General features: G+C 71.9%; 13 protein-coding genes. 3 read left to right on the forward strand and 10 right to left on the reverse strand.

What is annotated here, in order from left to right:
- Positions 1-22 precede the first annotated feature (22 nt).
- The 3 genes from AB0O09_RS17285 to sodN all read right to left on the reverse strand — a co-directional run bounded on the left by AB0O09_RS17285 (position 23) and on the right by sodN (position 1,892).
- Positions 23-436, reverse strand: coding sequence for an anti-sigma regulatory factor (locus AB0O09_RS17285; protein WP_344624440.1), 414 nt, complete (start codon positions 434-436; stop codon positions 23-25).
- Between the two features lie 231 nt (positions 437-667).
- A complete protein-coding gene (locus tag AB0O09_RS17290; protein WP_363542496.1) occupies positions 668-1,150 on the reverse strand; it encodes a GNAT family N-acetyltransferase in 483 nt (160 codons plus the stop codon).
- Positions 1,151-1,493: 343 nt separating this feature from the next.
- Positions 1,494-1,892: a superoxide dismutase, Ni gene (gene sodN, locus AB0O09_RS17295; protein WP_030267960.1), complete on the reverse strand. Its 399-nt coding sequence runs from the start codon at positions 1,890-1,892 to the stop codon at positions 1,494-1,496.
- Positions 1,893-2,080: 188 nt separating this feature from the next.
- Here sodN and sodX point away from each other — a divergent pair, with 188 nt between their 5' ends.
- The gene (sodX, locus tag AB0O09_RS17300) at positions 2,081-2,524 is read left to right on the forward strand and encodes a nickel-type superoxide dismutase maturation protease (RefSeq protein ID WP_363542497.1); all 444 of its coding nucleotides are present in this window, start codon (positions 2,081-2,083) and stop codon (positions 2,522-2,524) included.
- A gap of 111 nt (positions 2,525-2,635) precedes the next feature.
- Here the strand turns inward: sodX and AB0O09_RS17305 are convergent, their stop codons facing one another.
- From AB0O09_RS17305 to AB0O09_RS17325, 5 genes are all read right to left on the reverse strand, one after another.
- A complete protein-coding gene (locus AB0O09_RS17305; protein WP_095873204.1) occupies positions 2,636-3,226 on the reverse strand; it encodes a CGNR zinc finger domain-containing protein in 591 nt (196 codons plus the stop codon).
- Positions 3,227-3,340: 114 nt separating this feature from the next.
- Complete coding sequence (locus AB0O09_RS17310; protein WP_363542562.1) at positions 3,341-4,093, reverse strand: amino acid ABC transporter ATP-binding protein; 753 nt, start codon at positions 4,091-4,093, stop codon at positions 3,341-3,343.
- A 38-nt stretch (positions 4,094-4,131) separates the two neighbouring features.
- Positions 4,132-5,106, reverse strand: coding sequence for an amino acid ABC transporter permease (locus AB0O09_RS17315; protein ID WP_363542498.1), 975 nt, complete (start codon positions 5,104-5,106; stop codon positions 4,132-4,134).
- A 33-nt stretch (positions 5,107-5,139) separates the two neighbouring features.
- Entirely contained in the window at positions 5,140-6,069 is a 930-nt protein-coding gene (locus AB0O09_RS17320; RefSeq protein WP_363542499.1) for an ABC transporter substrate-binding protein, read from the reverse strand.
- 392 nt (positions 6,070-6,461) lie between these two features.
- Complete coding sequence (locus AB0O09_RS17325) at positions 6,462-7,385, reverse strand: ABC transporter substrate-binding protein (protein ID WP_363542500.1); 924 nt, start codon at positions 7,383-7,385, stop codon at positions 6,462-6,464.
- Between the two features lie 691 nt (positions 7,386-8,076).
- Between AB0O09_RS17325 and AB0O09_RS17330 the strand changes: the two genes are divergently transcribed.
- Together AB0O09_RS17330 and AB0O09_RS17335 are read left to right on the forward strand one after the other, a co-directional pair.
- A complete protein-coding gene (locus AB0O09_RS17330; protein WP_344624433.1) occupies positions 8,077-9,273 on the forward strand; it encodes an NADP-dependent malic enzyme in 1,197 nt (398 codons plus the stop codon).
- 140 nt (positions 9,274-9,413) lie between these two features.
- A complete protein-coding gene (locus AB0O09_RS17335; protein ID WP_344624432.1) occupies positions 9,414-10,376 on the forward strand; it encodes a zinc-binding dehydrogenase in 963 nt (320 codons plus the stop codon).
- Between the two features lie 74 nt (positions 10,377-10,450).
- On the opposite strand, the gene AB0O09_RS17340 is transcribed toward AB0O09_RS17335, so the two are convergent.
- Both AB0O09_RS17340 and AB0O09_RS17345 read right to left on the reverse strand, forming a co-directional pair.
- Entirely contained in the window at positions 10,451-11,467 is a 1,017-nt protein-coding gene (locus AB0O09_RS17340) for a PadR family transcriptional regulator (protein WP_363542501.1), read from the reverse strand.
- A 3-nt stretch (positions 11,468-11,470) separates the two neighbouring features.
- Entirely contained in the window at positions 11,471-12,385 is a 915-nt protein-coding gene (locus tag AB0O09_RS17345; RefSeq protein WP_363542502.1) for a DUF4097 family beta strand repeat-containing protein, read from the reverse strand.
- Positions 12,386-12,443 lie beyond the last annotated feature (58 nt).

Below are 12,443 nucleotides of genomic sequence, written 5' to 3' on the forward strand. Positions count from 1 at the left end.
GTACGGCCCGAGGCGCACGGCGCTACGGCTGGGCAGGAGACCCGCCGCGCTTCTTGTGCAGGCTGATGATGACGGTGTTGTCCTCGCCCACGGACGAGTCCACCTCGCCGGCCAGTGCGGAGAGCACCGTCCAGGCGAAGGTGTCCCGCTCGGGGGCACGGCCGTCGGTCGTGGGCGCCGACACGGTCACCTTGAGCGAGTCGCCGACCAGCCGGAACTCGCAGCTCAGGACGGAACCCGGCACCGCCTGCTGGAGCAGGATGGCGCAGGCCTCGTCCACCGCGATGCGGAGGTCCTCGATCTCGTCCAGGGTGAAGTCCAAGCGGGCCGCGAGGCCCGCCGTCGCTGTTCGCAGCACCGAGAGGTAGGCACCCGCCGCGGGCAGCCGGACCTCGACGAAGTCCTTCACGTCGGGCTCACCGTCGATCTGGGACACCCTCACCTCCTGGGTGACGCGCGGTGCTTGCGGCCGGACGGCCGCGGCACTTCCTCTTGCTTCGCTCAACTGCTTCGCCCCAACTCGTCCGAGGGGTGGTGCGGTACGTACCGGTTCATACCCACCCGGGGCAGTCGGAACGCCGCGCATCCGCCCGAGACGTTACCGCTATCGGGGGGCCGATGTCGCGATCTCCGGCCACGATCACGGGAACGGGCGACGGGCGGCCGGTCAACCCCCCACCGTGCCGCCCAGCTCGGCCAACGCGCCGTCGGTCAGCCGGAAGACCGTCCACTCGTCCAGGGGCGCCGCGCCGAGCGACTTGTAGAAGCCGATCGACGGCTCGTTCCAGTCCAGCACCGACCACTCCAGGCGGGCGTAGCCGCGGGCCGTGCAGATCCGCGCCAGCTCGGCCAGCAGCGCCCTGCCGTGGCCGCCGCCGCGCGCCGACGGGCGGACGTACAGGTCCTCCAGGTAGATCCCGTGGGTGCCGCGCCAGGTGGAGAAGTTGCGGAACCACAGGGCGAAGCCGACCGGCTCGCCGGCGTCGTCCTCGGCGATCAGCCCGAACACGGCCGGGTGCTCGCCGAACAGCGCGTCGTGCAGCTGCTCCGGGGTCGCCCGCGCCTCGTCCACGGCGCGCTCGTACTCGGCGAGCTCGCGGATCATGGCGTGGATGACGGGGACGTCGGCGGCCTCGGCGGTGCGGATCATACGGCGAGGGTACTCGGACGGACCCGCCGGGCGGAAAGGTCAATCGTGCGCACCTGCTCCGGCCCGCGGTCCTCCCGGCTCCCGCACCCGTGCCGGCGGCCCCGACCTGGGCCCGGTCGGCGAGCCGGACCTCCGGCGGGCGGACCGCCGGGACGGGTGGTGCCGGGGTGCCGCAGCGGTGCGCATCGCGGCCTCCCTCGCTCGGGGCGGCGGGTCGGCCCGGGGCGGCCCGACCCGTGCCACGAGCCTACGCCGACGGCCGCCGGGCGACCTGCCGGACGCCCCGGGCACGCCGGAGGCCCGGCCGCTGCGCGCGGCCGGGCCCCCGGTTACTGATGCGTGATCAGGCGGCCTTCTTGGTCTCCCAGAAGATGCGGTCGATCTCGGCGATCAGGTCGAGCAGGGCCTGGCCGGTGGCCGGGTCCGTCGAGGCCTTGGCGGCCGAGGCGGCCTTGCCGGCCTTGTTGAACAGGTCGTGCAGCTGCGGGTAGGCCTCGAAGTGCGGGGCCTTGAAGTAGTCGGTGTGCAGCACGGAGAGGTGGTGCTTGACCAGCTCGGCGCGCTCCTCCTTGATGACGATGGCGCGCGCACGGAAGTGCGGGTCCTCGTTGGCCTGGTACTTCTCCTGAGTGGCCTTCACGGACTCGGCCTCGATGCGGGCCTGGGCCGGGTCGTACACGCCGCAGGGCAGGTCGCAGTGGGCGTGCGCGGTGGCTCGCGGAGCAAACAGACGAGAGAACATGGAAGTCCTTCCTTAGATCGTCTTCCCGCGAGCGAGATTACCCCGCCGCAGCGGCCGTTTCGCGGTCGGCCCGGTGGCCTAGGGCAAAAGACGGAGCCACAACCGGTCGATATCGGGCGGGCGCCGGGCGTGCCGCCATGCTGGAGACTGGACGGCGACACGGGCCGACACGGGCAGGGGAGGGGCGGATGGCCGAGGACCGGGAGCCGGACGGCGGCGGGCTGCTGCCGCTCGGGGTGATCGACGTGGCGGGCCCCTCGATGCGGCCCTCCCTGCACGACGGGGACCGGGTGCTCGTCCGGTACGGCGCGCGGATCCGGCCGGGTGCGGTGGTCGTGGTCCGGCATCCGCTGCGGCAGGACCTGCTGGTGGTGAAGCGGGCGGTCGGGCGCCGTCCGGGCGGCTGGTGGCTGCTGTCGGACAACCCGCTGGTGACCTCGGACAGCCGGGAGTACGGGGCGGTGCCCGCCGAGCTGGTGCTCGGCCGGGTGCTGCTGCGGCTGCGGCCCCGGCCGGCCTGGCTGGCGCCGCCGCGGAGCCTGGAACGGCTGCTGAACGGCGCCGTCCTGGGCCGCCTCCCGGGCCTGGCGGCCCGGTTCGGCGTACACGCGCCACTGGACGTGGAGCCGTAGGTCGCCGCCTTCACGGCATGCGGATGCCTCGTAGGGGGCACCCCTGAACCGACCACCCGGCCGTCCTTCGAGGACACGCCCCGGCGGGATCGCCCCGGGTGCCGAACGGCCTCAGTCGCGGGCGGCGAGGGCCGCGCGGGCGGCCTCCTCGCGCTTGCGGGCGCGGTAGGCGGCGACGTTGGCGCGGGTCGCGCAGCGGTCGGAGCAGTAGCGGCGCGAGCGGTTGGTCGAGGTGTCGAGGTAGGCGTTGCGGCAGGGCGCGGCCTGGCAGATGCCGAGCCGGTCGGCGCCGAGCTCGGTGAGGTGGATGGCCAGGCCCATGCAGGCCACGGCGGTGTAGTTGGCGGTGGCGGTGGCCGCGTTGTCGGCCAGGTGCAGGTGCCAGCGCGGGCGGCCGGCCTCGTCGAGGTAGTCGTGGCCGGAGACCAGCGGGCTGACGGGGTACTCGACCATCAGGCTGTTGAGCAGGTCGACGGCGCGGATCTCGTCGCCCTCGGCGGCGGCCTCGAAGACGCCGCGCAGCCGGGTGCGGACGGCCCGCAGCCGGGGCAGGTCGGCCTCGTCGGCGAGCGCGGCGGCGCGGCCGGCCGTCCCGAACAGGCCGCGGACGGCGTCCACCGAGGTGAGGGCGTCCCGGCCGCGTTCCGGCTCCTCGGTGTTCACCAGCCGGACGGCGTAGTCGGCGTACGAGGCGAGCTCCACGGATGGTCCTTCCAGGGCCGGTAACAGGCAAGCTGCCTCAAGGGTATTACCTGAGGGCCGGGGCGCGAAGACGCCCGCCGTCCTCGGGGGCGGCGGGCGTCTGCGGAGCGGAGGTCAGAGGACCTTGGACAGGAACAGCTTGGTCCGCTCGTGCTGCGGGTTGGAGAGCACCTCGCGCGGGTCGCCGGACTCGACGACCACGCCGCCGTCCATGAAGACCAGCGCGTCGCCGACCTCGCGGGCGAAGCCCATCTCGTGGGTGACCACGACCATGGTCATGCCCTCCTCGGCGAGGCCGCGCATGACGTCGAGGACCTCGCCGACCAGCTCGGGGTCGAGCGCCGAGGTGGGCTCGTCGAACAGCATCAGCTTGGGCTGCATGGCGAGCGCACGGGCGATCGCGACGCGCTGCTGCTGGCCGCCGGAGAGCTGGGACGGGTAGTTGCCGGCCTTGTTGGCCAGGCCGACCCGCTCCAGCAGGGCCATGCCGCGCTCCTTGGCGGCGGCCTTGGTCTCGCCCTTGACCTGCACCGGGGCCTCGATGACGTTCTCGAGCGCCGTCATGTGCGGGAAGAGGTTGAAGTGCTGGAAGACCATGCCGATGTCGCGGCGCTGGAGCGCGACCTCGCTGTCCTTCAGCTCGTAGAGCTTCTCGCCCTTCTGCCGGTAGCCCACCAGGTCGCCGTCGACGTAGAGCCGGCCGGCGTTGATCTTCTCCAGGTGGTTGATGCAGCGCAGGAAGGTGGACTTGCCGGAGCCGGACGGCCCGACCAGCACGAACACCTCGCCCTGCTTGACCTCCAGGTCGATGCCCTTGAGCACCTCGACGAGGCCGTAGGACTTGTGGACGCGCTCCGCCCGGACCATCGCGCGGGTCGCGTCGGCGGGGGTCTTCTCAAGGTCGCTCACAGGTGACCGCCTCCTTCCAGACCCGGGACGACGTCGTGCGTGGTCGCCGGCTTGCGGCGGCCGGTGAACATGCCGCGGACGCGCTGCAGCGGGGTGGGCGGCAGGGTGCGGTTGGCGCCGCGGGCGTAGTGCCGCTCGATGTAGTACTGGCCGACCGTGAGGATCGAGGTCAGGACCAGGTACCAGATGCTGACCGCGATCAGGACCGGGATGGTCTGGAACGTGCGGGAGAAGATGTTGTGGCCGGCCTGGTAGAGCTCCTCCAGGGCGATGACGCTCGCCAGGGACGAGGTCTTCAGCATCGAGATGGTCTCGTTGCCGGTCGGCGGGATGATCACCCGCATCGCCTGCGGGAGGACGATCCGCTTCATCGTCTTGAACTGGCTCATGCCGAGGGCGTGCGCGGCCTCGGTCTGGCCCTCGCTCACGGACTGCAGGCCGCCGCGGACGATCTCGGCCATGTAGGCCGCCTCGTTCAGGCCGAGGCCCAGCAGCGCGGCGACGAAGACCGGGATCAGCGCGTTGGTCGAACCCGAGACGAACTCGGGGCCGAACGGGATGCCGATGGAGAGCTTCGGCCAGATCGCGGCGAGGAAGTTCCAGAACACCAGCTGCACCAGCACGGGGGTGCCGCGGAAGATCCAGATGTACACCCAGGCCACTCCGGAGAGCAGCGGGTTGGGCGAGAGCCGCATCACCGCGAGGATGATGCCGCCGACCACGCCCATGACCATCGCCAGGGCGGTCAGTTCGAGGGTGACGAGCAGGCCGTGCATGATCTGGTCGTTGAAGAGGGTGTCGCCGACGACCGACCACTGGAAGGCCGGGTTGGTCACCAGGGCGTGGATCAGCATCGCCGCGAGGACGGCGACGACGACCGCTCCCGCCCAGCGTCCGGGGTGGCGGACCGGGACGGCCTTGATGGTCTCAGGCCGTCCCGTCTTCACCGACCCCTGATCGATAGGGTTCACGTTGAGTAGCCTCGGGGGGTTGGTTGGAGAACGTCAGCTCTTGGCGGCGTTGACCTCGGACGTGGCGATCGCGCCCGCCGAGACACCCCACTTGTCGAGGATCTGCTTGTACGTGCCGTCGGCGATCAGGGCCTGGACGGCGCCCTGGACGGCCTTGGTCAGCTCGGAGTTCTTGGCCACGACGATGCCGTAGGGGGCGCTGTCGTAGGTGTCGCCGATCTTCTCCAGCTGGCCGTTGGTCTGCTTCAGCGCGTAGTCGATGACCGGGGAGTCGGCCATCATGACCTGGTCGCGGCCGGCCACCAGGGCCTGGGTGACGTCCGTCTGCAGCGAGAACTTGTCGCCGTCGCCCGGGATCGGCTGCTTGCCGGCCTTGACGCACTCGGGGTTGCGGACGTCCTTGATCTCGTCGGCCTGGGTGGTGCCGGTCTGGACGGCGACCTTCTTGCCGCAGAGGTCCTTGGGGTCGATCTTGTCCGGGTTGCCCTTCTTCACGGCGATGGCGGAGCCGGCCGTGAAGTAGGTGATCATGTCGACCGTCTGCTCGCGCTCCTTGGTGTCCGTGAAGGAGCTCATGCCGAGCTGGTACTTCTTGGCGGCGATGCCCGGGATGATCGAGGTGAAGTCGGCGTTCTGGACGTCCGCCTGCAGCCCCAGCTTCGCGGCGATGGCCTTGGCCAGGTCGACGTCCATGCCGACGATGGCGCCCTTGTCGTCCTTGAACTCGTTCGGGGCGTAGGAGGCGTCGGTGGCGACGGTGAGCTTCCCGCCCGACTTCACGTCCGCCGGGACGAGGGCGGCCAGCGACGGGTCGGCCGACGCGGCCTTGACGGAGCTCGTCGGGGTCGCGGCACCCGAGCCGGAGCTGCTCGACGACGAGCTGCAGGCGGTGAGGAACAGGGTGCCGGCCGCGAGGGCGGCGCCGGCCGCGACGAGACGGGGGCGCAGGGTGCGAGCGGTCATGAGGGGGATCTCCTCCTGGGGGAGAGACGAGCGGAGCGCTACGCCGGGGGGTGGCGGTCGCCCGGCCTTTGGTCGCACTCCGTCGTGCGGCGCCGGGCCGGCCGTTCACTTGTTCGAAAATTCAAGCCGTGCATGTCGCCACCCTCCGCCGAGGTGAGCGCGCGTCGGACCGCCTCGCAGAGAGGGGCGCCTCGGGGGAGGCGGTGTTCGATCCGAGTTGGGTGGAATCCTGCCACTCACGGACGGTGAACGGGCCCCGATTCAGATCAAAATCGGATAACGGGGGGCCTTCTTGTCCGCTATCCGGACGAATTCCGGCCCCCTGTCACCCTGCGTATAAGTATGCAGACTTGGAGGCGCCCGGCCGGGGAACCCGGCCGGAGCGTCCGGACTCAGAAGCCGCCGTTGACCACGGCGTTCTGCGCCGCACCTGCGGCGACGCCCCACTTCTGGAGGATGTTCTCGTAGGAGCCGTCGCGGATCATCTGGTTGAGCGCCTTGACCAGAACGTCCCGCAGTTCGGTGTTCTTCTTGTTCACGGCGATTCCGTAGGGTGACGGCTGGAGCTGCGCGCCGGCGATGTCGAACTTGGCGCCGTTGGGGCCGCCCTTCGCGGCGACGTACGCGGCCACCGGGTAGTCGTTCAGGTCGGCGTCGGCGCGGCCCGCGGCGAGCTCGGCGAGCGCCTCGGTGTCGTTGTCGAACAGCTTCACCGTCAGCGGCTTGTGCGCCCGGGCGCAGGCGCCGACCTGCCGCTCGACGATCGCGTCCTGGGTGGTGCCGCGCTGCAGCGCCACGGTGTGGCCGCACAGGTCGTCCAGCTTGGCGATCTTCTCCGGGTTGCCCTTGGGGACGAGCATCTGGGTGCCGGCGATGAAGTAGTCCACGAAGTCGACGCCCGGGTTCACCACCTTGCCGGCGTCGTCGGTGCCCTCCCGGCGCTGCCGGTTGTCGGTCATCGCGGACATCGCCAGGTCGAAGTCGCCGGCCTGCAGGCCCGGTATCAGCTTGTCGAACGCGGTGTCGGCGATCTCCACCTTCACGCCGAGCTGCTTGCCGAGCTCGGCCGCGATGTCCGGGTCGATGCCGACCGCCGAGCCGTCCGAGGCCTTGAACTCCACCGGGGCGTAGTTCAGGTCGGAGGCGATCTTGAGGACCCCCTTGGTGCGGATGCTCTCCGGCAGCCGGCCGTGCAGGTCGTCCTCACTGGGCTTGGCCGGGCCGGAGCTGCCGCACGCGGTCAGCAGCAGGGTTCCCGCGACGAGCGCAGCCCCCGCGGCGATGGTGCGGGCGGGGCGGGGCGCGAAGGCGTGCATGCGGTGGTCCTCCTGGGGGAGCGGGGGAGCGGTGGAGCAGGCGAGGGTGGCGCTGCTGGCCGGAAGGTACCGTCCGCGAGCGGAACGGGAGCGTCCGGATGTCGGTGTGGGAAATGTGATCCTGCCATCCCGCCCTGCTGTCCGAGGTCGCGGGTATGTCAGAATCTGGTATCGGGTAACCCCCGACGAACGAAGGCAGACCGCCGATTCCGCTGCTCACAATCGAGCGGGGCGGATTCGGGGTGCGCAGGACCGGAAGTCGACGACGCCGACTCCGTAGCCGAGGCACCAGCTCCCCTCCGTGTCTGCGTTCACTCCTGCGGGTGCGTGTACCGTCCTGCCGCGGGTCGGTCCGGGCTGTCGGATTCCACCGGGATCCGGGCAATGTCAAGGGCCTCCGTGCGGTGAACGGCACACGACGAGGACGAAAAGGCACAGGTGCGGTGCCTTTGTCCCACCTAGGCTCGCCGGTGTGTCACCGTCCGTCCCGATGCGGATGCGCCTGGGCACGACCGGACAGCACGCAGAACCCAAAACCCTCATTTCGAGGGCGTCGCCCGACGGCCGCGCCCCGACCCCGGACACCGGGTACGCCTCGCGTACCCGGCGTCGCCGTCCCCCGTGGCGGCGTCCGCGGTGTCGATCGACCGTCGGCCGGGCGTCCTCGCTGATCATTGACGAAGAGGTCAACGTGGCAGCGGAGATCATCCACCCCAACACCCAGGACACCGACGATCCGGTCGACGCCGTCTTCGCGCTCCACCGCGGCGGCAAGATGGAGGTCCGGGCCACGGTTCCGGTGCGCGACGCGGACGACCTGTCCCTCGCCTACACCCCCGGTGTCGCCCGGGTCTGCACCGCCATCGCCGAGCAGCCCGAGCTGGTCAACGACTACACCTGGAAGTCCAACACCGTCGCGGTGGTCACCGACGGCACCGCCGTGCTCGGCCTCGGCGACATCGGCCCCGAGGCGTCGCTGCCCGTGATGGAGGGCAAGGCGATCCTCTTCAAGCAGTTCGGCGGCGTGGACGCCGTCCCGATCGCGCTGGCCTGCACCGGCGTGGACGAGATCGTCGAGACCGTCGTCCGGCTGGCCCCGTCCTTCGGCGGCGTCAACCTGGAGGACATCTCCGCCCCGCGCTGCTTCGAGATCGAGCGCCGGCTGCAGGACGCCCTGGACGTCCCGGTCTTCCACGACGACCAGCACGGCACCGCGATCGTCACCACCGCCGCGCTGTGGAACGCCGCCAAGGTGACCGGCCGCGAGGTCGGCACCCTGCGCGCCGTCATCTCCGGCGCCGGCGCCGCGGGCATCGCCATCGCCAAGATGCTGCTCGCCGCCGGCATCGGCGACGTCGCCGTCTGCGACCGCCGCGGCGTGGTCCACCAGGGTCGCGAGGACCTCACCGACGTCAAGGCCGAGATCGCCGCCCTGACCAACCGGACCGGCCTCAAGGGCTCGCTGGCCGACGCGCTCGCCGGCGCCGACGTCTTCATCGGCGTCTCCGGCGGAACCGTCCCGGAGGACGTCGTCGCGACCATGGCCGAGGGCTGCTTCGTCTTCGCCATGGCCAACCCGAACCCGGAGATCCACCCCGAGGTCGCGCACCGGTACGCGGCGGTCGTCGCCACCGGCCGCAGCGACTTCCCGAACCAGATCAACAACGTGCTGGCCTTCCCCGGCATCTTCGCCGGCGCCCTGCAGGTCCGCGCCACCCGGATCACCGAGGGCATGAAGCTCGCCGCCGCCCAGGCGCTCGCCGCCGTGGTCGCCGACGAGCTGACCCCGCAGAAGGTCATCCCCTCGCCCTTCGACGAGCGGGTCGCGCCGGCGGTCTCCAAGGCCGTCGCCGAGGCCGCCCGGGCCGAGGGCGTCGCCCGCGCCTGACGGCCCGTCGCCCGGGGCGTACCACCCAGGGGGCGCGCGGAGGCCATGCCTCCACGCGCCCCCGGTGCGTTCCTCCGGTAGCGCAGGTCACACGGTTGCGTGGTACCGGCCGCCCCGCCCGCGCCGATATCGTCCGGACCATGTTCGCTGCCTACGCCGCCCGCATCGATCCGGACGACCCGCTGAGCGCACTGGAGTTGGGCGAACTCCCGGAGCCCGAAGCCCGCGAGGGCTGGAGCGTCGTCAACGTCAGGGCCGCCACCCTCAACCACCACGACCTCTGGTCGCTGCGCGGCGTCGGCCTGCCCGCCGAGCGCCTGCCGATGATCCTCGGCTGCGACGCCGCCGGTGTCGACGAGCACGGCAACGAGGTGGTCATCCACTCCGTCGTCGGCCAGAGCGGCCACGGCGTCGGCCCGGCCGAGCCGCGCTCCATCCTCACCGAGCGCTACCAGGGCACCTTCGCCGGCAAGGTCGCCGTCCCCACCTGGAACCTGCTGCCCAAGCCCGCCGAGCTCAGCTTCGAGCAGGCCGCCTGCCTGCCCACCGCCTGGCTGACGGCCTACCGGATGCTCTTCACCAACGCCGGCGTCAAGCCCGGCGACACCGTCCTCGTCCAGGGCGCCGGCGGCGGTGTCTCCACCGCGCTGGTCGTCCTCGCCAAGGCCGCCGGCCTGCGGGTCTGGGTCACCGGACGGGACGAGGCCAAGCGCGCCCGCGCCGTGGAGCTCGGCGCCGACGCCGCCTTCGAGAGCGGCGCCCGGCTGCCCGAGCGGGTGGACGCCGTGATGGAGACGGTCGGCGCCGCCACCTGGTCGCACTCGGTGAAGTCGCTGCGCCCCGGCGGCACGATCGTGATCTCCGGCGCCACCTCGGGCCCGAGCCCGAAGGCCGCCGAGCTGAACCGGATCTTCTTCCTGGAGCTCAAGGTGGTCGGCTCCACCATGGGCACCAAGGAGGAGCTCGCCGGCCTGCTCGCGCTCTGCGCCAACACCGGCGTGCGGCCGGTGATCGACTCGGTGCTGCCGCTCACCGAGGCGCGCGAGGGCTTCGCCCGTCTCGCCAAGGGCGACGTCTTCGGCAAGATCGTGCTGACGCCCTGACACGGGAGCCCTGACACACGGCGGAGGGGCCCGAGAAACGACGGTCCGTCGGGCCCCTCCGCCGTGACGTGCGCTCAGCCGAACAGCCGCCGGGCCGCGGCGGCCAGCGTGGCCTGCGCGCGGGCGAGCTGATCGGCGCTCACCCCGCCGTCGCGGGCGGTGTCCCGGACGTGGTCGCGGAAGCGGTCGAGCAGCCGCTCCAGCTCGCGGGCCGGGTCGGCGTCCGGGTCGGTGCGCGCCCAGCCGGGCAGCTCCTCGGTGGCGGCGTCGTCCGCACCGTCCTCGTCGAGGTCGACCCGGGTGATCCGGACCTCCTCGGCCGGCGCCGGGTGGCCCCAGCGGGCGGCGTCGGCCAGGCCGCCGAGGCTGCGGGTGAGCTCGGCCAGCCCCTCGGCGAGCCCGGTGGACCACTCGCCGCGGGCGGTGTGCTCGCGGACCTGCTCCTCCACCCGCCGCTTGATCCGCAGGGCCTCCTGCTGAGCGGCGGTGCGGGCGGCCCTGGACTGCTCGCGCAGCCGACGGGCCTCCGCCTCGGCGGCCTTCGCCTTGGCCTTGGCGGCGCGCTCCTGCTCCTTGGCGCGCTTGGCCTGCTCCTTGGCCTGGGACTTGAACCGCTCGTACTCCTCCTTGGCGCGCTGCCAGGCCTCCTTGTCGCCCCAGGGGCCGGCCCATGGGTCGCCGCCGCCGGACGCGGGCTCCGGCCGGGGGGCCTGGCGGGCGGCGCCCCAGAGCTCCTCGCGGAGGTCCTTCGCGGTGTCCCGGACGTCCTCGCGGATCGCGCCGGCGAGATGGGCGACGGAGTCGCGGATCTCCACCTCCAGCTCGGCGAGCTCGTCCTGACGGGCCGCCAGTTCGGCGCGGCCCGCGTCGGTGAGCCGGTAGACCTTGCGGCCGCCCTCGGTGCTGTGGGTGACCAGGCCCTCCTTCTCCAGCTTCGCGAGCCGGGGGTAGACCGTGCCGGCGGAGGGCGCGTACAGCCCCTGGAAGCGCTCCTCCAGCAGGCGGATCACCTCGTAGCCGTGCCGGGGGGACTCGTCCAGCAGCTTGAGGAGGTAGAGGCGGAGCCGGCCGTGGCCGAAGACGGGGGACATCGCTCAGGCCTCCTCGGTCAGGTCGGGCTTGGTCAGGTCGGGGCCGTCCGGGCCGGCGGTGAGCTCCTTGGCGGGGGGCGCGTCCTCGTCCTCCGGCCGGTGCAGCACGGTGATCGCGCCGGAGACGGTGGTCACCTGGAGGCGGCCGGTGCCGCTGCCGAGCTGGCCGGAGAGCCGCTTGGCGCCCCAGCTGCCGGCCACGGTGAGCTCGGCGAAGGTGGAGGTGACGTCCCCGGTGGTGGTGCCGGCCTCGACCTTGGCGTCGGCGACCGAGGGCAGCCGGACGCCGACCGGGCCGCTGACCGTGGTGACGGTGATGTCGGTCGGCGTCTGGACGTCGAGGTCGAGGGTGACCGCGCCGCTGACCGTCTTGGCCTGCACCTTGTCGGCGGTGCCGGCGACCACGGTGAGCTGGCCGGACACGGACTTGACGCGCAGCTCGCCGGAGACCGACTGGGCGTCCACGTCGCCGGAGACGGTGTTGGCCTGGATCCGGCCGGAGAGCCCGACCAGGGTGGTGGCGCCGCTCGCGCCGTGCACGGCGACCGGGCCGGTGACCCCGGAGACGGTGGTGTCCGCGGAGGCGGAGCCGATCTTGACCTCGGTGCCGGCCGGGACGGCCAGCGAGACGACGGCGCGCCGCTTGCGGCGCAGCGAGGAGAGGAAGGCCTTCACCGACTGGACGGACTTCACCGTCTCGCTCAGCTCGTTCCAGTCGAAGTCCTTGTAGGCCACGGTGAGCACGCCGCCGGTCAGGTCGACGTTGAGGGGCTCGCCCTCCAGCTCGGTGACCTCCAGGCGGGCCGGGCCCTCGGCGGCGACGACGTTGACCGCGCCGCTCATGATCCGTACGTGCAGGGCCTCGACGGGCTCGTCGATGGTGATCCTGTCGGGCTGTTCGACCGTCCACTCGCTCATGGTTCCCCGTCCTCCCGTTTCGCGATGTATATCGCGTCGACTGATAGACACGATATAT

This window comes from Kitasatospora sp. NPDC093679 (assembly GCF_040683455.1).
GTDB classification, from domain to species: Bacteria; Actinomycetota; Actinomycetes; order Streptomycetales; family Streptomycetaceae; genus Kitasatospora; species Kitasatospora arboriphila.

Coding starts and splice junctions, on each gene's coding strand:
- AB0O09_RS17290 (WP_363542496.1), bottom strand. CDS start 1,150: ATGATCCGCACCGCCGAGGCCGCCGACGTCCCCGTCATCCACGCCATG.
- sodN (WP_030267960.1), bottom strand. CDS start 1,892: ATGTTCTCTCGTCTGTTTGCTCCGCGAGCCACCGCGCACGCCCACTGC.
- sodX (WP_363542497.1), top strand. CDS start 2,081: ATGGCCGAGGACCGGGAGCCGGACGGCGGCGGGCTGCTGCCGCTCGGG.
- AB0O09_RS17310 (WP_363542562.1), bottom strand. CDS start 4,093: ATGGTCCGGGCGGAGCGCGTCCACAAGTCCTACGGCCTCGTCGAGGTG.
- AB0O09_RS17320 (WP_363542499.1), bottom strand. CDS start 6,069: ATGACCGCTCGCACCCTGCGCCCCCGTCTCGTCGCGGCCGGCGCCGCC.
- AB0O09_RS17325 (WP_363542500.1), bottom strand. CDS start 7,385: ATGCACGCCTTCGCGCCCCGCCCCGCCCGCACCATCGCCGCGGGGGCT.
- AB0O09_RS17335 (WP_344624432.1), top strand. CDS start 9,414: ATGTTCGCTGCCTACGCCGCCCGCATCGATCCGGACGACCCGCTGAGC.
- AB0O09_RS17340 (WP_363542501.1), bottom strand. CDS start 11,467: ATGTCCCCCGTCTTCGGCCACGGCCGGCTCCGCCTCTACCTCCTCAAG.
- AB0O09_RS17345 (WP_363542502.1), bottom strand. CDS start 12,385: ATGAGCGAGTGGACGGTCGAACAGCCCGACAGGATCACCATCGACGAG.